This is a genomic window from Paracoccus sp. pheM1 (assembly GCF_018499825.1).
GTDB classification, from domain to species: domain Bacteria; phylum Pseudomonadota; class Alphaproteobacteria; order Rhodobacterales; family Rhodobacteraceae; genus Paracoccus; species Paracoccus versutus.
This window is the reverse complement of the sequence record NZ_JAGXCX010000003.1, coordinates 128,980-149,179: the sequence shown is the minus strand read 5'-3', so window position 1 is coordinate 149,179 and position 20,200 is coordinate 128,980. Positions and strand designations below refer to the sequence as shown.

Annotated in this window: 18 protein-coding genes; 14 read left to right on the top strand and 4 right to left on the bottom strand. The window is 67.9% G+C overall.

Annotated elements, in window-relative coordinates; translation table 11 throughout:
- Positions 1-390 precede the first annotated feature (390 nt).
- The 4 genes from KF941_RS23550 (at position 391) to arsH (ending at position 4,150) form a co-directional block, all read left to right on the top strand.
- The gene (locus KF941_RS23550; protein ID WP_036755570.1) at positions 391-1,614 is read left to right on the top strand and encodes a GTP-binding protein; all 1,224 of its coding nucleotides are present in this window, start codon (positions 391-393) and stop codon (positions 1,612-1,614) included.
- 61 nt (positions 1,615-1,675) lie between these two features.
- Entirely contained in the window at positions 1,676-2,341 is a 666-nt protein-coding gene (locus tag KF941_RS23545) for a DUF1826 domain-containing protein (RefSeq protein ID WP_214274724.1), read from the top strand.
- Positions 2,341-2,700 carry a DUF6525 family protein gene (locus tag KF941_RS23540; protein WP_240540603.1) on the top strand — a complete coding sequence of 120 codons (360 nt, stop codon included), beginning with the start codon at positions 2,341-2,343 and terminating at the stop codon, positions 2,698-2,700. Before KF941_RS23545 ends, KF941_RS23540 begins: the two co-directional genes overlap by 1 nt.
- Before the next feature lie 793 nt (positions 2,701-3,493).
- Entirely contained in the window at positions 3,494-4,150 is a 657-nt protein-coding gene (gene arsH, locus KF941_RS23530; RefSeq protein WP_346429035.1) for an arsenical resistance protein ArsH, read from the top strand.
- A gap of 127 nt (positions 4,151-4,277) precedes the next feature.
- Here arsH and KF941_RS23525 read toward each other — a convergent pair whose 3' ends face one another.
- From KF941_RS23525 to KF941_RS23515, 3 genes are read right to left on the bottom strand one after another with little or no spacing between them, the layout of a single operon-like run.
- Complete coding sequence (locus tag KF941_RS23525; protein WP_214274721.1) at positions 4,278-5,222, bottom strand: pirin family protein; 945 nt, start codon at positions 5,220-5,222, stop codon at positions 4,278-4,280.
- 44 nt (positions 5,223-5,266) lie between these two features.
- On the bottom strand, positions 5,267-5,659 hold the full coding sequence (locus tag KF941_RS23520) for a DoxX family protein (RefSeq protein WP_214274720.1): 393 nt from the start codon (positions 5,657-5,659) through the stop codon (positions 5,267-5,269).
- A gap of 39 nt (positions 5,660-5,698) precedes the next feature.
- The gene (locus tag KF941_RS23515; protein WP_240540602.1) at positions 5,699-6,634 is read right to left on the bottom strand and encodes an MFS transporter; all 936 of its coding nucleotides are present in this window, start codon (positions 6,632-6,634) and stop codon (positions 5,699-5,701) included.
- Between the two features lie 63 nt (positions 6,635-6,697).
- Between KF941_RS23515 and KF941_RS23510 the strand changes: the two genes are divergently transcribed.
- The 4 genes from KF941_RS23510 (at position 6,698) to KF941_RS23495 (ending at position 13,023) form a co-directional block, all read left to right on the top strand.
- Positions 6,698-7,621: a DMT family transporter gene (locus KF941_RS23510; RefSeq protein ID WP_052095902.1), complete on the top strand. Its 924-nt coding sequence runs from the start codon at positions 6,698-6,700 to the stop codon at positions 7,619-7,621.
- A gap of 127 nt (positions 7,622-7,748) precedes the next feature.
- A complete protein-coding gene (locus tag KF941_RS23505) occupies positions 7,749-8,708 on the top strand; it encodes an aldo/keto reductase (protein ID WP_214274719.1) in 960 nt (319 codons plus the stop codon).
- A 1,039-nt stretch (positions 8,709-9,747) separates the two neighbouring features.
- Positions 9,748-11,232, top strand: coding sequence for an inorganic phosphate transporter (locus tag KF941_RS23500; RefSeq protein ID WP_036755585.1), 1,485 nt, complete (start codon positions 9,748-9,750; stop codon positions 11,230-11,232).
- A 327-nt stretch (positions 11,233-11,559) separates the two neighbouring features.
- Positions 11,560-13,023 carry a sodium:alanine symporter family protein gene (locus KF941_RS23495; protein ID WP_072463941.1) on the top strand — a complete coding sequence of 488 codons (1,464 nt, stop codon included), beginning with the start codon at positions 11,560-11,562 and terminating at the stop codon, positions 13,021-13,023.
- Between the two features lie 736 nt (positions 13,024-13,759).
- On the opposite strand, the gene KF941_RS23490 is transcribed toward KF941_RS23495, so the two are convergent.
- A complete protein-coding gene (locus KF941_RS23490; protein ID WP_036755591.1) occupies positions 13,760-14,515 on the bottom strand; it encodes an IclR family transcriptional regulator in 756 nt (251 codons plus the stop codon).
- Between the two features lie 109 nt (positions 14,516-14,624).
- Here KF941_RS23490 and KF941_RS23485 point away from each other — a divergent pair, with 109 nt between their 5' ends.
- The 6 genes from KF941_RS23485 to KF941_RS23460 are packed head-to-tail and all read left to right on the top strand — an operon-like array spanning position 14,625 to position 20,186.
- Positions 14,625-15,620: a TRAP transporter substrate-binding protein gene (locus KF941_RS23485; protein WP_214274718.1), complete on the top strand. Its 996-nt coding sequence runs from the start codon at positions 14,625-14,627 to the stop codon at positions 15,618-15,620.
- A 58-nt stretch (positions 15,621-15,678) separates the two neighbouring features.
- The gene (locus KF941_RS23480) at positions 15,679-16,185 is read left to right on the top strand and encodes a TRAP transporter small permease (protein ID WP_036755597.1); all 507 of its coding nucleotides are present in this window, start codon (positions 15,679-15,681) and stop codon (positions 16,183-16,185) included.
- Entirely contained in the window at positions 16,182-17,465 is a 1,284-nt protein-coding gene (locus tag KF941_RS23475; RefSeq protein ID WP_214274717.1) for a TRAP transporter large permease, read from the top strand. Before KF941_RS23480 ends, KF941_RS23475 begins: the two co-directional genes overlap by 4 nt.
- Entirely contained in the window at positions 17,462-18,541 is a 1,080-nt protein-coding gene (locus KF941_RS23470) for a dihydroorotate dehydrogenase (protein WP_214274716.1), read from the top strand. The genes KF941_RS23475 and KF941_RS23470 overlap by 4 nt, the downstream gene beginning before the upstream one ends.
- A complete protein-coding gene (locus KF941_RS23465) occupies positions 18,538-19,437 on the top strand; it encodes a DUF6282 family protein (RefSeq protein ID WP_036755606.1) in 900 nt (299 codons plus the stop codon). Before KF941_RS23470 ends, KF941_RS23465 begins: the two co-directional genes overlap by 4 nt.
- The gene (locus KF941_RS23460; protein WP_214274715.1) at positions 19,434-20,186 is read left to right on the top strand and encodes an aldolase/citrate lyase family protein; all 753 of its coding nucleotides are present in this window, start codon (positions 19,434-19,436) and stop codon (positions 20,184-20,186) included. Before KF941_RS23465 ends, KF941_RS23460 begins: the two co-directional genes overlap by 4 nt.
- The last annotated feature ends 14 nt before the right edge of the window (positions 20,187-20,200 follow it).

Sequence of the window (20,200 nt, the reverse complement as noted above, 5' to 3'; positions counted from 1 at the left end):
TTCTGGGCATGGAAGAGGGGTCGTCTTCCAGCGCCGCGATCCGCCCGGTTGCATGCAGGATGCCGCATCCAATACGAATGGATAGTCAATGTTTATCAGTATCTTGAAAGATATTAGTCATGCAGATTCTCATGATGAATTGGGCGAGGCATGCGCGGGTTTTTAGAGCCAGCGCCCGGCTATCCGACGGTCATCAGGCTGGGCGCATGGGCCTCGGGCGTCGCGGCATTTGTGACGGCCGGGATCAGCCCGTCGGCGCCGATTTCGAGGCCAGACGGCTGCCTTCCTCGACCTGTCCAACGCTGGGCCGGGTGGAAAAGAACGGCATTGCAGGCCCCGGCGATTCTGGTTATTTGAGCAACGTAATAACATTACATTTACGAGGATGCCATGCCGACCAGCCAGCAAACGCGCGACAAACGCCTGCCCGTCACCGTCCTGTCCGGCTTTCTGGGTGCGGGAAAGACCACGCTTCTGAACCACGTCCTGAACAATCGCGAGGGTCGCCGCGTCGCGGTCATCGTCAACGACATGTCCGAGGTGAACATCGACGCCGACCTGGTGCGCGACGGCGCCGAACTGAACCGGGCCGAGGAAAAGCTGGTCGAGATGACCAATGGCTGCATCTGCTGCACCTTGCGCGACGACCTGCTGCAAGGGGTGCGCAAGCTGGCCGAGGAGGGCCGCTTCGATTATCTGCTGATCGAGGGCACCGGCATCGCCGAGCCTCTGCCCGTCGCTGCGACCTTCGATTTCCGGGACGAGAACGGCGACAGCCTGTCGGATGTCGCGCGGCTGGACACCATGGTCACGGTCGTCGATGCGATCAACCTGACCAACGACTTCGCCAGCGACGATTTCATAGCCGAACGCGGCGAAAGCCTGGGCGACGCGGATGAGCGGACGCTGGTCAACCTGCTGACCGACCAGATCGAATTCGCCGACGTGATCGTGCTGAACAAGGCGACGGACGCGGGACCCGAGCGGCTGGACCGGGCGCGCAAGATCGTGCGGGCGCTGAACCCGGACGCGACGCTCATCGAGACGGATTTCGGCCGTGTCGATGCCGATGCGATCTTCGACACCGGCCTGTTCGATTTCGACCGCGCGCATCTGCATCCGATGTGGGCGAAAGAGCTTTACGGTTTCGAGGATCATGTGCCAGAGACTGAAGAATACGGCATTTCTTCCTTCGTCTATCGCGCGCGGCGGCCGTTTCACCCGCGCAGGATCCACGACCTTTTCAACGGCGACCTGCCCGGCGTGATCCGCGCCAAGGGGCATTTCTGGATCGCGAGCCGCCCGAACTGGGCGGTGGAGTTCAGCCTGGCCGGCGTCGTCTCTTCGGTTACGCCTCTGGGTGGCTGGTGGGCCTCGGTGCCGCGCGAACGCTGGCCGACGCATCCCGACAGCCTCGCCGAGGTGGCGAGGAACTGGCAGGAACCCTGGGGCGACCGCCGGCAGGAGCTGGTCTTCATCGGCGCGGGCATGGACCCTGCGGCGATCACCCAGGCCCTGGACGATGCCCTGGTCGAGGCCTGGGACTTCACGCCCGAAGCCTGGGCGAGGCTTCCCGATCCCTTTCCGCAATGGGGCCAGCGTCGCGTGGCCTGAGCGTGGCAAGGGCGGGGGCTGGGATGCCCCCTCAGAAGCGGACCAGAGGAGAAGCAGCCGCATGACCAAGACCGATACCGCAATCCCGCAAGCACCAGGCCCCGATGCCGCCGAGGCGCGGGAAATCCGCGAATCCGACAGCGGGCTGGTGCTGCAGCAGGTGGCGCAGCCGGGGGTGGGCGCCGCGATCTGGCGGCGCCGTCTCTCTCCCGCTTTCGCCGAATGGATCGAGGGCATTCCGGTCGGCCAACTGCCGGCCCTGCGCGCCCTGGTGGATTTCCGCGCGGTCGAGAACTGCATCCACGCCGCCTGCGACTGCTCCGGCCTGCCCGCCGGGACGATGCGAGACCTGCTGGCCAGCGATATCGGGGCGCTGGCGCTGGTCTTTGCCCAGGTCGTGCGCAACCCGCTGATGCATATCCGCTTCGAGGCGGTGACGACGGATGCCTGTCGCCGATTCCATATCGACCAGATGCCCGCGCGGTTGGTTTGCACCTATCGGGGGCCGGGGACGCAATTCGGGCTGGAGGATGCCAGTGGCCAGGTCGCGCCGGCCGGCGAGATGCGCGCGGGCGAGGCCGCGATCCTGCGCGGCGGGCTGTGGCCCGGCATGGAGGTCACGCGGCTGCTGCACCGTTCCCCGCCCATCGCCGGAACCGGGCAGGTGCGGCTGTTCCTGGCGCTCGATCCGGCCGTGGACCCGGCCGCGGCGCAGAGGCTGCATTGATGCGCGGCAATCTTGCCACCTCGCTGCGCCGTCGCCGCAGGCCATGCCCGATCAAGCAATACGACCGCCTGCCGCCCGAGCTGCGCCGCTGGCTGGTGCAGGCGGCGCTGCCCTGGAGCCCGGCTTCCGCCCTGCGCCTGTGGCAGAAGCTTCTGGGCGAGACCGCGGGCAATGCCGAGGCCGTCTGCCGGCGCCTCGACCTGATCGAGGCGCGGATGCTGATGCGGGACGCGCCGCGGATATGGGGCTTCCCGCCGCCCGCCGCCGCGCAGACGGCCGGGGGTGAAAGCGCCCTCCCGCGCGGGCGAATTGCCTTGCCATTCGCCCGCGCAAAAGGGCCGTGGGGCTGCCCCGCCTGATCGCCGGACTTTCCGGCTGTGTGCCCGCCGCGGCTGCCGCGCATCCGCATGGCTTCGTGGATGCGTCCCTGACCCTGCGCCTCGATGACCGGGGACGCCCTGGGTGGCCGAGGTCAGCTGGGCCTATGACGCGCCCAGCACCCTGCTGATCCTGGCCGATCTGGGGCGGGATACGGATGGCGATCACGGGCCGAGCGCGGTCGAGACCCCCAGGTCTCCCGCCGATGGCCCCAAGGTTTCGACGGGGATCCGTATCTGTCCCGCGACGGCCTGCCGCTTGCCCTGTCCGAACCGCTGCAGCGGTGGCTGGATTCGCGGCGGCCGCCTGATCAGCACGCTCTTTGCGACCCGCCCGACCTGGCGGATGGGGCAATATCCGTCAGGATGGATGATCCGGGTCACTACACGGCCTATCGACTGTCCTCTCCCAAGGATGTCGGACGGAAGGCCTGCAAGGTCCGAGTATAGCGGGCTGACAGCAAGGCAGGGCACCGTCGCCATGCCGACCAGCCGACGCTGCTGGATGCGCTGGTCGCGATGGGACGGAAGACCACGCCGCCTGTCGGGCTGCCTTCGCCGACGAATGGACGCGGTCCTGCGCGCAGCGGACCTGGGCTTCGTTCGGGGGGATGGCTGGGATCGCGGGCGCGCGCCGGCAGTCGGGCGACAGGTTCGGCAGGTCGGGGATCATGCGCGGGCCTCCTTCGCGGCAAGTTCGGGGAACCAGCGCCTGCCCAGCCACAGGGCGGCGTTGACCAGCAGGATCAGCACCGGCACCTCGACCAGCGGGCCGATCCCGGACATCCCCCGCGCGACGCATCCGCCGGGCATCCTGCTGCTCTACGGCTCGCTGCGCGAACGCTCCTGCAGCCGCTTCGCCACGCTGGAGGCCGAACGCCTGCTGCGGCATTTCGGCTGCGAGACGCGGGTGTTCCACGCCAACGGCCTGCCGCTGCCCGAGGATGCCGAACCGTCGCATCCCAAGGTCCAGGAACTGCGCGACGCCTGTCTGTGGTCCGAGGGCCAGGTCTGGACCAGCCCGGAACGCCACGGCGCGATGACCGGGGTGATGAAGGCGCAGATCGACTGGATTCCGCTGTCGATGGGGGCGATCCGGCCGACGCAGGGCCGCACGCTGGCGGTGATGCAGGTCTCGGGCGGCTCGCAGAGCTTCAACGCGGTGAATCAGATGCGCGTGCTCGGCCGCTGGATGCGGATGCTGACGATCCCGAACCAGTCCTCCGTCGCCAGGGCATGGCAGGAATTCGACGAGGCCGGGCGCATGCGGCCGTCGAGCTATTACGACCGCATCGTCGACGTGATGGAGGAGCTGGTGAAGTTCACCCTGCTGACCCGCGACCTGTCGGCCTTCCTGACCGACCGCTACAGCGAGCGCAAGGAAGCGGCGGGAAAGCTCGAGGAACGGGTGAGCCTGAAGGCCGCGACGTGAGGCCGGACATGCTCATGTCGTGGTGGGGGTATCCGGCGCCAGCCGGGCCATGGAGCAAGGGGGCGGATCTTGCCCAAGGATCAGGGCGGCACGGTCCGTCCCGCTGCCGCGTCGGACATGCGTTCCTTCACCGCAGCTGGTCGGGCAGGGGGATGAACTCGCTCTCGTCCCCCGGCGGCAGGCGGAAGCGGCCGTGTTCCCAGTCGCCCTGCGCCCACGCCTCCTTGGCGGCGTCGATCCGTTCCTGCGACGAGGCGACGAAATTCCACGAAATGTAGCGCGGCCCGTTCATGGTCTCGCCGCCCAGAACCATCAGCCGGGCGCCGGCCTCGCCGGCCTTCAGGCTGATGTGGTCGCCGGGGCGGAACACCATCATCCGGCCGGCCTCGAAGCTTTGGCCGGCGACACGGATGCTGCCCTCGACCACATAGACGCCGCGGTCCTCGTGATCGTCGGGCAGCGGCAGGCTGGCCCCGGCGGCAAGGACGACATCGGCATAGAAGGTCTCGGTGAAGGTCTTGACCGGCGCGCGCTCGCCCCAGGCCGAGCCCAGGATCAGCCGCACCTGCTTGCCGCCTTCATCGAGGAAGGGCAGCGCCTCCCTGCCGTGATGCTCGAAGGCCGCGGCGCGGTCCTCCTCGGCTTCCGGCAGCGCGACCCAGGTCTGGATGCCGAAGAGCGAGCCGGGTTGCTTGCGCATCTCCTCGCTGGTGCGCTCGGAATGGGTGACGCCGCTGCCGGCGATCATCCAGTTGACCTCGCCGGGATAGACCATCTGGTCGGCGCCGGTGCTGTCGCGATGATGGAATTCGCCCTGGTAGAGATAGGTCACCGTCGCCAGCCCGATATGCGGGTGCGGGCGCACGTCGATGCCGCCGCCGGTCAGGAACTCGGCCGGGCCCATCTGGTCGAAGAAGATGAAGGGGCCGACCATCTGCCGGCGCGGCGCGGGAAGCGCGCGGCGCACCTCGAAGCCGCCCAGGTCGCGGGCGCGCGGAATGATCAGCGTCTCGATGGATTCCAGGCCCTTGCGGTCGGGGCAATCCGGGTTCTGCGTGGGGTTCCAGCTCATGTCAGGCTCCTTTCGTGGGTCCGGGGATGCGAAGGCTTACGGTATCAGGTCTTGCGCAGGGCTGCATCGAGGCTGACCGGGCCGGCCCCTGCCGCCGCAAGATACAGGAAGACGAAGCAGAACAGGATCGCGGGAACGCCGCCGTTCTGCGCCGGATAGAACCCCCGCGGCGCATGCGCCAGGAAATAGGCGAAGGCCATGACCCCGGACAGGACGAAGGCCGCAATGCGGGCCTGGAACCCGACCAGGACCGGAAAGCCCGCGACCAGTTCGAAGAGGCCCGCGATCCAGGGCAGCGAGCCGGTCGGGGGCACGGCCTGGCTGGCCGGAAAGCCAAGGATCTTCTGCGTGCCGTAGCTGAAGATCACCAGCGCGGCGACGATCCTGAGGATGCCGAGCAAAAGCGGCTCATAGGGTGTCAGGGCTTGGTTCATCATGTCGGTCCTTTCTGGCGTTGTCGTTCCTGGGGCGCGCGGTCACAGCGGCCGCAGCAGGTGCCTGACCCACGGCGGTCCCTCGCCGATATGGAAGGCGTTGAGCATCTGCTGGTCCAGCTGGTCGGCATGGGTGACGCGGGCGTGCTGGCGCTGATGCTCGACCCAGCTTTCCACCACGAAGGCTTCGACCAGCCGCCCCGGTTCGGCAACGTCCTCCCACAGGTCCCAGCGGATCGCGCCGTCGCGCTGGCGGGTGGCGCTGAAGCGGCGCAGGGCGGCCGTGAACTCGGCCATCCGGGCCGGATCGACGCGATATTCGATCTCGATCAGCACCGGGCCGCGATCGTCCCCAGGCGGGCCGGCGACCACGGGTTCCGCCCAATGGTCCGAGGGGGCAAGGTCGGCCGTCGCATCCTTCGGCAGCCGCCAGACGCGCGCCAGCAGCACCGAGGCGACCAGCCCCGCCGATGCCACCACCAGCGCCGCCGGCACGCCGGACCACGAGGCGATGGTGCCCCAAAGCACGCTGCCGCCCGTCATCGTGCCCCGGAAGACCAGCAGATAGACGGCCAGCGCCCGCGCCTTCACCCAGCCCGGAGAGGCCGTCTGCGTCGCCACGTTCAGCGAGGTCAGCATCCCGATCCAGGCCAGCCCCGCCAAGACCATGACCGCGCCTGCGATCCAGGCGTTCGGCACCAGCGTCAGCGCCAGCGTCGCCAGCGCAAACAGCAGCGTCGCCCAGACCGAGAGCCGGTTGGCGGGAACCGTCCGGCGCAGCCGCTTCAGCAGCAGCGTGCCCAGCACCGCGCCCGCGCCCATGCAGCCCAGAAGCGTGCCATAGCCCGCGGCCTCCAGCCCCAGGATGCGGCGGCCGACCAGCGGCAGCGAAACCCGGGGGTTGTAGCTTGCCACCCGCGTCGCATCGGTGCCGGCGCCGACGGGCGACACCGGCCGCCGCGCCGGAGCGGGTGGCATGCGAGGGCCTGGGCTGATACTCGGGCAAGGATCTTCTTACCCATTCATTGGACGAGCCTACCCATGGAACGCGTTTCGGCCCCGCCGCAAGAAACCCTGGCCGCGCGCAGGCGCCATGCCGCCAACCTTGCCGGCGCATTGTGGATGGTCGCGGCGATGGCGGGCTTCACGCTCGAGGACGCCATGATCAAGGGCGTTTCCTCCACCATCCCCATCGCCCAGATCCTTGTCACCTTCGGCCTGGGCGGCGCGCTGGTCTTTGCCGGCCTGGCCCGATGGGCAGGCGAAAGCCTGTTCACGCCCGAGGTGCTGTCCTTTCCCATGCGCCTGCGGGTGGTGTTCGAGATCGCGGGCCGGCTGTTCTATGTCCTCGCGCTGGCGCTGATACCGCTTTCGGCGGCCACCGTTATCCTGCAGGCGACGCCGGTCGTGGTGGTGGCCGCCGCCGCCCTCGTCTTCGGCGAGCGGGTCGGATGGCGCCGGTGGAGCGCCATCCTCTTGGGCATGGGGGGCGTGCTGGTGATCGTCAGGCCGGGAACGGACGGCTTCTCCATGCTCTCGCTTCTCGCGGTCGCGGGCATGCTGGGCTTTGCCGGACGAGACCTCGCCAGCCGGGCGGCCCCTGCGTCCCTGGGGACCAACGTCCTGGGGTTCTACGGCTTTCTGGCGGTGGCGGTCGCCGGGGTGATGGTTTCCTTCTGGTCGGACGCGGCCTTCGTCCTTCCCGAAAGGCGGGCCTGGCTGCTTCTGGTGGGCGCGGTGCTTTGTGGGGTCTGCGCCTATGCCTGCCTGATGAAGGCGATGCGCACGGGCGAGGTCTCTGCCGTCACGCCCTTCCGCTACGTGCGATTGATCTTTGGCGTCGCCCTGGGCGTCCTGCTTTTCGGAGAGCGTCTTACGGGCTCGATGCTGATCGGTTCGGCCATGATCGTCCTCTCGGGGCTGTTCATCATGTGGCGAAGCGCGAAGCTGCCGCAGCGGGGATGAGCAACCGACGCGGGCGAACATGCACCGCCCAGGGGGGGGCGCGGCCCCGGCCGCCTGCAGGTCGCTTTCGCTTGACGAACGGATCGCGCCGCGCTTCCCTGCCGCACCGCGGCACGGGGAGGCAGGGATGGAACAGAGACGGCTCGGCAATCGCAAGGTCGGCGCCATCGGCTTCGGCACGATGAGCTTTGGCGGGATCTTCGGCGCCACGGACGAGGCGACGTCGCTGGCCTGCCTCGACGCGGCGGCGGACGCCGGCATCAGCCATTTCGACACGGCCAACATCTATGGCATGGGCGTGTCGGAGCGGATCCTCGGCAAATGGGGGCGCCGGGACATTCACCTTGCCACGAAATGCGGCATCGTCACCGGGCCGCCGCGCGCCGTGCGCAACGACGAGCCCTATATCCGCCAATGCCTTGAAGAATCGCTGCGCCGGCTGAAGCGCGAGCATGTCGAGCTTTACTACATCCACCGCCGCCAGCCCGAGATCCCGGTCGAGGACCTGGCCGGGACGATGGCGAAGCTGGTGCAGGAAGGCAAGATCGGCGGCTATGGCCTGTCCGAGATCGCGCCCTCGACCCTGCGCCGCGCCCATGCCGAACATCCCGTGGCCGCGGTTCAGAGCGAATTTTCCCTGTGGACGCGGCTGCCCCAGCTGGGCCTGATCCAGGCCTGCCGCGCGCTTGGCGTGGCCTTCGTCGCCTTTTCGCCCCTGGGGCGCGGCATGTTCGGGCGCGCGCCGCTGAAACGGAATTTCCGCGCAGGCATCGATTTCCGCGACACCAACCCGCGGTTCACCGAGCCGAATTTCTCGGCCAACCTTGCCGCGATGGCACCGTTCCGGGCTCTCTGCACCGAGCGGGGCTGGACGGTCCCCGGCGCGGCGCTGGGATGGGTTCTGGCGCAGGGGGATCACATCGTCCCGATCCCCGGCACGCGGACGGCGGATCACCTTCGCGACTGGCAGGTGCCGGACCTTGCCGCCGCGGATATTGCGGAAATCGGGCGCATCCTTCCGCCGGGATTTGCCCATGGCGACCGTTATGGCGATCACCAGATGGCTTTCGTGGAACGCTATTGCTGACCGCGGCGGCGCAGGTCGGGCGTCCGCCTGGGAAAGTGCGGGGCGGACCGGGTATCATGCTGGCCGTCGCCATCAGCCCGCCCGATGCGTCGGCAAGATCGAACACCGTGGCGACAGCCTGCAATGCCCGCCATGGCACCATGACCGGCAGCAGGCGTCGCAAGGCGGCAAGCCCGGCCCCGGCCGATGCCAAGGAAAGGGCGGGGCCATTTCCGAACAGGCGTCATTGCCGATGATCGAGGTGCGGGCGAAGCAGATCGCCACCGCCACGAACAGCGGACCGACGCCCTGTAGCGGGTTGCGGACGCAGAATTGCAGCCATACCGCCCGTGGCAGGCGCCGACCGCGCTGCTAAGGGCCACAAGCCAGTCCGTCACCGGCAGCACGTCGGGAATGACGCGGGCCTCCGTTCGGTGGCGGTTGCGCGCCTGCGCCGCGGACAGTGCCACGCCCATGCGCAGCCCCCGCGATGCCAAGTGGCGCGGGATGCCGAAGCCGGGCGTATAAGATGGACCGAAAGCAGGAACAGGACGATCCCGGAAGGATGGCCTTCCTCGCAGGCGTGGGGCGGGCGGGCTCGAGATGGCATGCGCGATCAGCCCGCCGTCGGGCCATGGGTGCCGCCCGTGCCGATGCTGAAGAACGCGATCCCCTGCGCCGGCGCGGCCGGACCAGGCCCCGCCGCCACGGCGAATGCGAACATTGCCCCTGGCTTCATGGCATGCCCTGTTTCCAGATCGTCTGGGTCGGGGCGCGCCCCAAGCCGCCGACGGCGACAATCGCCTAGGCCGGCGAAAATCTGCAATTGCGTGACGCCCCGAAGGCCGCGCCGGGACTCTTCCAGATCCTTCGGTCCGGGCAAACGGGGTTTGGGGCAGCACGGCCGCATTGCGCCGAAACGGGCGCTGATCGCGGCGGGCCGGTCGGCGGCGGCCGATGGCAAGGCGGCATGTTGCAACTGTGCGACTGTCTTGTGACAGCGCCGTCTTGATATGCCGCCGATTCCCTCCTAGCACCCGCGGCAACAGAAAGGCGGAACATGTCTGACAAGGATCTCGAGCCCCGACACCTGGAAACGCTGGACCGCGATCTCGGCCGCTTCGCGAATCTCGAGGCGGCCGCCGCCTATGTGTCCCGGCCGCTGGTGGCGCCGGGCATCGGCTTCGTCTTCATCATCCTGGCCGGACTCGCCGCGGCGATCCTGCTGGGGCAGAGCGGCGAGATGCTGATCGTCGTCACCGCCGCCGTGTTTGGCGCCTACATGGCGCTGAACATCGGGGCCAACGATGTGGCCAACAACATGGGTCCTGCGGTGGGGGCGAACGCGCTCAGCATGGGGGGCGCCATCGTCATCGCGGCGGTGTTCGAAAGCGCGGGCGCGCTGATCGCCGGGGCCGACGTGGTCTCGACCATCGCCAAGGGCATCGTCGCGCCCGAGGCGCTGGACACGCCTGCGACCTTCATCTGGGCGATGATGGCGGCGCTGCTGGCGTCGGCCCTGTGGGTCAATCTGGCGACATGGATCGGGGCGCCGGTCTCGACCACGCATGCGGTGGTCGGCGGGGTCGTGGGCGCGGGCATCGCCGGGGCCGGCTTCGGCGCGGTCAGCTGGGACCAGATGCTCGCCATCGCCGCCAGCTGGGTCATCTCTCCGGTGATGGGCGGGGTCGTGGCGGCAGGCTTCCTGTGGCTCATCAAGTCCCGCATCGTCTATCGCGAGGACAAGATCGCCGCGGCCCGCGTCTGGGTGCCCATCCTGGTCGGCATCATGGCGGGCACCTTTGCCGCCTATCTGGTGATGAAGGGGCTGAAGCAGCTGGTCGAGGTCTCGATGGGCGCTGCGCTGCTGCTGGGCCTGATGGTGGGGCTGGGCTGCTGGTTGCTGATGATTCCGGTCACCCGCCGCCAGTCCGAGGGGCTGGAGAACCGCAACAAGTCGGTGAAGGTGCTGTTCGGCATCCCGCTGGTCGCCTCTGCAGCCTTGCTCAGCTTTGCCCATGGCGCCAACGACGTCGCCAATGCCGTCGGCCCGCTGGCGGCCATCGTGCAGACGGTGCAGACGGGCGATTTCAATGGCGACGTGACCATTCCCCTGTGGGTCATGCTGATCGGGGCCTTCGGGATCTCCTTCGGGCTCAGCCTGTTCGGCCCCAAGCTGATCCGCATGGTCGGCAGCGAGATCACCAAGCTCAACCCGATGCGCGCCTATTGCGTCGCCCTGTCGGCGGCGATCACGGTCATTCTGGCAAGCTGGCTGGGGCTGCCGGTCAGCTCGACCCATATCGCGGTGGGGGCGATCTTCGGCGTGGGCTTCTTTCGCGAATGGGATGCCGAGCGGCGGCTGAAACAGGCCCGCATCGCCGTTCCTCGGCCGGAATACATACCCGCGGACGAGCGCCGCCGCCGCAAGCTGGTCCGCAGGCTGCATGTGCTGACCATCGGGGCGGCCTGGGTCGTCACCGTTCCTGCCGCGGCGCTTCTGTCGGCGCTCCTGTTCCTGCTCCTGCGGCAGATACCGGCCTGATTCGCGCCCCGGCGCGGCAGATCGAAACCCGTGGCGATGGCGTCGGGGCCATCGCGCCCCTTGGCGCCGATGGGGCCGGGAGCAATCCCTGCCGCGCCAAGGCTTCGGCTGCTTGCGCAAGGGGATCCCGAGCGAGCTGCCTTTGCGCTGCGGCGCCAAGCAAACCCGACCTCGCCGGTCTCTGTCCCTGTCCTGGTGGGAACGTCTTTCGCGCCATGGCCGTCTTTCCCCCCCTTCGCTGCGGCAAGGGCCGTGCCCCGGCCGAACTTGACATCCGGGACCGGACGGTTCCGTTTGCGGCCATTGCAATCACGAGAGGCGGCATCGATGGGACTCGACCAGATGGAAGCAATCCTGGGGAAAATCGGCGGGATCGTCTGGGGGCCTTACCTTCTTGTCCCGCTGCTGTTGGGCACCGGGCTTTACCTGACGATCCGGTTGCAGGGCATCCAGCTGGTCCGTCTGGGCGCGGCCCTGCGGCTTGGCCTGCTCAAACGCAGGGATGACGATGCCGAGGGCGACATCTCGCAATTCCAGGCGCTGACCACCGCGATGGCCGCGACGGTCGGCACCGGCAACATCGTCGGGGTGGCGACGGCCATTGCGGCGGGCGGTCCGGGGGCGCTGTTCTGGATGTGGGTCACGGCGATCCTCGGCATGGCATCGAAATATGCCGAGGCCTTCCTCGGCGTGCGCTTCCGCACCACCGACGAGGTCGGCGAGAAGAACGGCGGCCCGCAGTATTACCTGGAGCGCGGCATCCCGAACGGCTTTGGCAGGTTCCTTGCGCTGTGCTTTGCGATATTCGCCGTCTGCGCCTGCTTCGGCATCGGCAACATGACGCAGGGCAACTCGATCGCCTCGAACCTCGAGCGCAGCTTCATGATCCCGACCTGGATCACCGGCATCGTCCTGGCCGGCCTGACGCTGGTGGTGCTGGTCGGCGGGATCAGGTCCATCGGCAAGGTGACTGCCGGGCTGGTGCCGGTGATGATCCTGTTCTACGTCCTGGGCGCGCTTTACATCCTGCTGGTCAACATCCGGTCGGTGCCCGCCGCCCTGAGCGAGATCTTTTCGCAGGCCTTTACCGGGACGGCGGCGACGGGGGGCTTCCTGGGCTCCACCATCATGATCGCGGTGCAGTTCGGCGTGGCGCGCGGCATCTTCTCGAACGAATCCGGCATGGGTTCCGCCGCGATTGCCGCCGCTTCGGCGCAGACCACGCATCCGGTGCGGCAGGGCCTGGTGTCGATGACTCAGACCTTCATCGACACGATCATCGTCGTGTCCTGCACCGGCCTGGTGATCATCACCACCGGCGTCTGGACCGAGATCGACCCGCAGACGGGGCTGCAGATCTCGCCCTCGATCATGACCGGACAGGCGTTCAGCCACGGCCTGCCGGGACAATGGGGGCATTGGGTCGTGACCGTCGGCCTGGTTCTTTTCGCCTATTCGACCATCCTGGGCTGGGCCTATTACGGCGAACGCAACCTCGAGCGCCTGGTGGGTCATCGCGGCGTCATGCCCTTCCGCATCCTGTTTTCCCTGGTGGTGCTGCTGGGCTGCACGGTCCAGCTGGGCGTCGTCTGGAGCTTTTCGGACGTGATGAACGGGTTGATGGCCATCCCGAACCTGATCGGGCTGCTGATCCTGTCGGGCCTGATCGCGCGCGAGACCCGCTTCTATCTTCGCCACGACCCCCGGCTGGAGGCCGACCGCCAGCAGATCGAGGGCTTCATGAAGGGCCAGCCGAGCTGGGACGAATGGAAGGCGAGCGAGCGGTCGTAAGCCTTGCCGGCCGCTCCGCCGGTGCCGGCGGGGTGGTTCGCGGGCCGGGTGCTTTCTGCTGGCGCCCCCAGCGGCCGACAAGCGCGCCCGCAGGGCCTGGCGGTAAGGCACCGCCGGCGCGGCCCGACCGGCGCGCGCAGCCGGGCGACCGGAAGGGCCGGCATCCTCCGGCTGCGGACAGCCGGTCGAGCCGCTGCAATCGGAAGGGCTTAGGACCATTCTCGGGGCCGCCCGGCTTGTCCCATCGGTTCTTGCGGCAAGGGACCGATCCCCCGGATGGCGACCGTCTCGACCAAGGGCAGGTGCCCAAGGCGATCCGTAAGCGCCGGGACTGGGATGCCGGCACGCGGCTGATCGTCGAGGAACCCCCGGAGGGCGTATTGCTGAAGCGCACCCCGGCCTTCGCCCCGACACGGTCCGACCATGTCCTGGGGATGCTGCCCTTCGCGGCCCGGCCGAAATCGTTCGAGGACAGAGAGACCGCCAGGCTGGCCGAGGCCCGCTGCACCATGATCGCGGTGGATACCGATACCGTCCTCCGCCACCCGACCGGCGATCACCGCGAGCAATCGGCGCGAACGCGCCAGACCGGGGGCGGACAGCACGTCTGGCGGCGGTGCTGCAGGGCCTGCCGGAACCGGATGGCAGGGCTTCACCAGCACAGCCGGGATGCCGATCCGGCAGATCGCCTTCCGGCGAGCGGCCGTGCCTTGCCGCCGAGGCAGCGAAAGATCGGCTATTGGCTGACGCGCAGCCCGATCTCTCGCGTCAGAGCGAACAATGCCTTGAGTTGCGACGGGGTAGGGACCGCCCCCAGGTGCTGGATCGACGCGATCAGGCCGATGCTGCCGAGAAGCTGGTTCTGCGAGCCGAGGATCGGCGCGGCGACGGCGTTGATGCCCAGCAGCGATTCCTCGGGCGCGGTTGCGTAGCCCGCCGCGCGGATGGCGTCGAGCTGCGCCGCCAGAACCGCTTTGGAGGTGACGCTTTTCGGCGTGATCTGCGGCAGCGCGTCGGGCAGGGTGCCCAGCAGTTCGGGCGAACCGAAGGCCAGGAACACCTTGCCCTGAGCCGAGGAATGCAGGCTCAACTCGCTGCCGGGACGGACGCCGATCTCGATCGGCTGGTTGCTGCTGACCGTGGCCAGGATGAAGGCCGAACGCGGCGCGGGGATGCTGAGCACCACCGCCATGCCCAATTCGTCGCGGGTGGCGCGCATCAGGGGCAGGGCCAGTTCGGCCAGGCTTGCGCCGGCGGGGGCCTGTTGCGCCATCAGCCATAGTTTCGGCCCCAGCGCATAATGCGAAGTGACCGGATCCTGGACGATCAGCCCATGTTCGATCAAGGTGCGCAGATGCTTGAAGGCGGCCCCCTTGGCGATGCCGACATCGGCGGAAACCTGCGTCACGCCCATGGGCGAATCGGCAAAGGCGATACGCTCGAGGATGCGCAGGCAGGTGTCGGCGGCCCGGACGGTCTCGGCCTTTTCCAAAGTGTTTTCCCCGTGATTTTGCTTCCCCTTTCCCTGTGTTGACGCCTTTGACCTGTCGTGTCAATATGAGAACAGCGTTCCCTGTGTGGGAACATAGGAGGAGAGAAACATGAAAACAAAGACCGCCGTCCTCGCCCTGATGGGAAGCCTGCTTTCGACCGCAGCCTGGGCCCACCCCGTCACGCTGCGCCTGGGCCATGCCGTATTCGAGCAGCATCCGATCCACGACACCGCCGTCCGCTTCAAGGAAGCGGTCGAGCGGCTGTCGGATGGCGACATCAAGATCGACATCTTCCCCTCGCGCCAGCTTGGCGACGTGAAGGAATTGATGGAGGGCGTGCAGTTCGGCACCGTCGACATGACGGTGAACTCGACCTCGGCCTATTCGACCCTGGAGCCGTCGATCGACGCCTTCCAGCTGCCGGGCCTGATCCCCGACTACGAAGGCTTCGCAACCATGGCGAAGACGCCGGAAGCGCGGGCGATCATGGACAGGCTGGAAAACCACATGATGGTCGCCCTGGGCCTCTACGACGGCGGGCAGCGCCATTTCCTGACCGTCGGCGTGCCGGTCGAAAGCCTGGCCGACATGCATCACAAGAAGACCCGCGTCGCGCCCAACCGGATGTTTCTGGACGCGTGGCAGGCGGTGGGCGTGAACCCGACGCCGATGGCCTATGGCGAGGTCTATTCGGCGCTGGAAACCGGCACGCTGGATGCGGTCGAGATCAACCTGACCTCGATCGAGAGCGAGAAATATTACGAGATCGCCAAGGGCGTGTCGCTGACCGGCCATTACTTCTGGCCCAGCTTCCTGCTGATCAACCAGATGAAGTTCAACGCGCTGACGCCCGAGCAGCAAGAGATCATGCGCCAGGCCGCCGACGAGATCGTCGAGCCGCAGGTGATGGCGGTCAAGGAGCTGGACGAGCAGATCAAGGCCCATCTGGCCGAGCTGAACATTCCCGTCGTGACGCCCTCGGATGCGTTCAGGGCCGAATTGCAGGCCACCTTCGCCCCGGTGGTCGAGAAATACGAGGCCGCCGACCCGCTGATCGCCGATTTCGCGGCGGCGGCGAAAAAGCTGGCCCCGGCCGCCCAATAACGTCCAGGCGCGCGGGCCGGTCCCGCGCCTTCCGCCTGCGTTCTCAACGGAGAAACCCATGTCCAAGCTCTGGCGCGCCTATGTCGCGGCCGTGGAAGCATTCTGCTTTGCCGGGATCGCTGCGATCCTGGTGATCGGCACCATGCAGGTCATCTGGCGCTATGTCTTCAACAGTTCGCTGTTCTGGTCGGAAGAGGCGATGCGCTATCTGATGATCTGGATCGTGATGATCGGTGCCGGTCTCAGCTATTCCCGCGGCCAGTTCCTGGGGATGCGGCTGGCGGTGGACCGCCTGCCCCAAGGCCCGCGCCGGGCCGTCAACCTGGTCTCGGCCGCGATCATGCTGGTCTTTCTGGCGGCGATCCTGTGGTTCGGCACGAAATTCGCCTGGATGACGCGGTTGCAGACCGCGACCGCGCTCGGCTTCTCGATGTTCTGGGTCCATGTCGCGATCACCGTCGGCGCCGCGCTTCTGGCGGCGCATGTCGCGCTGAACGAATTCTTCGGCATCGCGCGGGAAGAGAAGCCCGAAGACCACCCGATGGGTGCGGAGGAAGCGCTTTGATCTGGCTTGGCTCGATTTTCGTTCTGACGCTTGCCCTGGGCATGCCGATCGCCTTCGTCCTGGGCATCAGCGCGCTGGGTTACTTTTATTTCACCGGCCAGACGCAGTTCCTGATCGTCTTGCCGCAGCGGATGCTGGCGGGGATGGACATGTTCGTGCTGCTGGCGATCCCGCTTTTCGTGCTGGCGGGCGCGATCATGGACGTGGGCGGGCTGACCCGTCGCCTGATCGGCTTTGCGAACTCGGTCGTCGGCCGGTTCCGGGGCGGCTTGTCGCTGACGGCGGTCTGGGGCTGCTTCCTGTTCGGCGGCGTCAGCGGATCGGCGGCGGCGGATGCCGCGGCCATCGGCACGGTGATGGTGCCGGACATGAAGCGGCAGGGCTATGACGTGGATTATTCGGCGGCGCTGATCGCGGTCTCGTCGCTGATGGCGCCGCTGGTGCCGCCCTCGATCGCGATGATCATCTATGGCGCGCTGTCGGGCACCTCGATCTCGCAACTGCTGGTCGCGGGGCTGGCGCCGGGCTTCATGCTGGCGGTGTTCCTGTCGGCCTATGCGGTCTGGGTCGCCCATCGCCGCGGCTATCCCAAGGCGGCCAGGCAGTCGCTGGCCTCGATCCTTCGGGGCTGCTGGCAGTCCGTCCCGGTGATGCTGCTGCCGGTCATCATCGTCGTCGGCATCCGGGGCGGCATCTTCACCGCGACCGAGGCGGCGGCGGTCGCCGCGATCTATGCGCTGGTCATCGCCACCGTCGTCTATCGCGCGATGAGCTGGAAATTCCTCAAGGAAGCCTTCGTCGCCACGGCGATCATCACCTCGGCGATCTATTTCCTGGTCGCCGTCGCCAACGTCGCCGGCTTCATCTTCGCCATCGAGCAGCTGCCGCAAAAGACCGTCGCCCTGCTGACCGGGGTCTCGGACAACAAATACGTGATCCTGCTGATGGTGAACCTGATCCTGCTGTTCCTGGGCATGTTCCTGGACACGATCGGGGTGCTGATCCTGACGGTTCCCGCGCTGATGGCCATCGGCAACATGCTGGGGCTGGAGCCGGTGCATCTGGGGGTCATGGTGGTCTTCAACGTGCTGGTGGGTTTCGTCACCCCGCCGGTCGGGCTGTGCCTGTTCGTCATCGCCGGCGTGACCGGCCGGCCGATGGAGCGGATCGCCTCCAGGGCCTTGCCGATGATCGGGATCGCGCTGATCGTGCTGGCACTGATCACCGTCTTTCCCGAAATCTCGCTGTTCCTGCCGCGGGTGCTGGGGGTGGCGGGATGACGGATCTTTCCGTCCAGGTCGGCCGGATCCGGCTGAAGAACCCCGTCATCGCCGCGTCGGGCGAGCATCTGATCGAGGATGACGGCATCCTGTCGGCCATCGCGGCCGGGGCAGGGGCGGTGGTGATGAAGTCCAGCAACGACTCGGCCGCCGCGCAGCGCCAGCTGTTGCAGGCCGAATATGCCGCGCTGGACGCGAACTGGAACCGTGTCGGCTGGGGGTCCGGGGCGCCGCGCGACACGACGGTGCTGACGCGCTCGGGGCTGACGCCGCTTGGCTTCGAGGAATGGCTGGACCAGGCGCGGCGGATGGATGCGGCGGCCCGCAAGGCGGATTGCGTCCTGGTCGCCTCGGTCGTCATGGCGGGAGTCGAGGACGCCGTCCGCCGCGCCCGTGCCGTCGAAGACGCCGGCCTGCGCGTCTTCGAGTTCAACATCGGCACCCCCTATGCCAGCCAGGCCGCCAAGGGCGCGGTCAGCACAGAGCTTTCGCCCGCGCGCGTGGCGGAACTGGTCGGGCAGGTGACATCGGCCGTGTCGATCCCGGTCTGGGTCAAGCTCTCGGGCCAGAGCGAGCGGGTTCCCGACCTGGTCGCCGCCGCCACCGGCGCCGGGGCGGAAAGCGCGGTGATCGCCGGGCGGGCGCTGGGGCTGGTTCCCGATCTCGAGACCATGCAGCCGATGCTGGGCACCAGTTGCGGGATCGGCGGCTACTGGAACCTGCCGCTGACCTGTCACTGGCTGGCGACGACCCGCGTAAGGCTGGGCCCGGACCAGGCGCTGATCGGCATCAACGGCGCCTGTTCGGGCCCTGATGTGGCGCGGATGATGCTGGCGGGCGCGTCGGCGGTGGGGCTGTCCTCGGCCGTCATGCTGCGCGGCTGGGACGTCCTGCGCGATGCCATCGCCGACCTTGAAGCCTATTGCGCCGGCAAGGGCGCAAGCGCCCGCGACCTGGTCGGGCGCGCGGCCGATGCGCGCCGCAGCTTTGCCGAAATGCCGGTCCTCGATCAGGTCTGGCGCAACCATGTTCCCGCGCCGCTGGTGCCGGGCGAAGAAGTCAGGAGAAACCGATGACTGCCGAACAAAACCGCATTGACGATCTGATGAAGGGCGCGGTCGACCTGCATGTCCATTCCGGCCCCTCGCTGCATCCGCGCAAGCTGGACCATATCGCCGCCCTGCGCGAGGCCGACCGGGCCGGCATGGCCGCCGTGCTGCTGAAGGACCACTACTATCCCACCATGCCGCTGGCGACGCTGATCAACCAGAACATGGGTTTCAGGACCAGGGCCATCGGCTCGATCGTGCTGAACAATCCGCTGGGCGGGCTGAACCCCTCGGCCGTGGATTACGCGCTCAAGCAGGGCGCCCGCGTGGTCTGGATGGCGACGGCCCATGCCCAGAACCACATGGAGCACGAAGCCCAGAAGCCCGGCTTCAAGTTCCCGCAGAACAGCAAGAAGACCGTCGCCCCCGTCCCGCTGACGCTGACCGACGAAAAGGGCGTGGTGCGCGACGAGGTCAAGCATATCCTCGACCTGATCGCCGAGGCCGACGCGGTCGTGTCGGGCGGCCACCATCACGCCCGCGAACTGCTGCCCTTCTACGAAGAGGCCAAGGCGCGGGGCGTGAAGCGGCTGTTCCTGAACCACCCGACCTATGTGAACGACTGCAGCCTTCAGGACGTCGCGCATCTGGTCGGGATGGGGGTCAAGATGGAGCATTCCGTCTGCATGTTCATCCCCTCGACCTTCCAGCTGTTCGACGAGGATCATCTGCGCGCGGTGATCGAGGCGGCGGGCGTCGACAATACCTTCTTCGGCACCGACCTCGGCCAGACCGGCAACCCGGATCCGGTCGAGGGCATGCGCCAGATGATCGCCATGCTGATCAAGCTGGGCCATGACGACGACGACATCCGCAAGATGACCTCGACCGTCGGGGCCGAACTGGTCGGGCTGGCAGCATGAGCGGGCTGAAGGCTCGGATCAACGCGGGCGAGACCGTCATCGGCACCTTCGTCAAGACGCCCGCGCCCCATGTCGTCGAGATCCTCGGCCTTGCCGGGCTGGATTTCGCGGTGCCCGACCAGGAACATGCGCCGCTGGACCTGGGCGCGATGGACCAGCTGGCGCTGGCCTCGCGCGCGGTGGGGCTGCCTCTGGTCGCGCGCTGCCTGGACCAGTCGCCGGCGCGGATCTCGCCGCTGCTGGATCTGGGCTGCGCGGGGGTGATGGTGCCCCATGTCGCGGATCGCGGCGCGGCGGAAGGGGTCGTGGCGGCGGTCAAGTTCGGCCGGGGTTCGCGCGGCCTGTCGCCTTCGCCGCGGGCGGGGAATTACGGCACCCTTGCCGCCCCCGCCTATACCGCGAAAAGCGATGCCGAAACCGTGGTGATGCTGCAGATCGAGGACAGGGAGGCGCTGGAGCGGCTGGACGACATCGCCGGCGTGCCGGATGTCGACGTGCTGTTCGTCGGCCCTGCCGACCTGTCGCAGTCGCTGGGCTGCGGCTTCCCCTCGGCCGCGCTTGACGCGGCGATCATCCGCGTGATCGCGGCCGCCCGGCGCGCCGGTATCGCCGCCGGCCTGTTCGTCGGCGACGAAAGCCAGATCGCCCCCTGGCGCGAACGGGGCGTCAGCGTCTTCGTCTGCGGCTCGGACCAGGGGCTGCTGATGAAGGGCGCGCGCCGGATCATCGAGGCGGGCCGCGCTTGCTGAGCCCGCGCTGACAG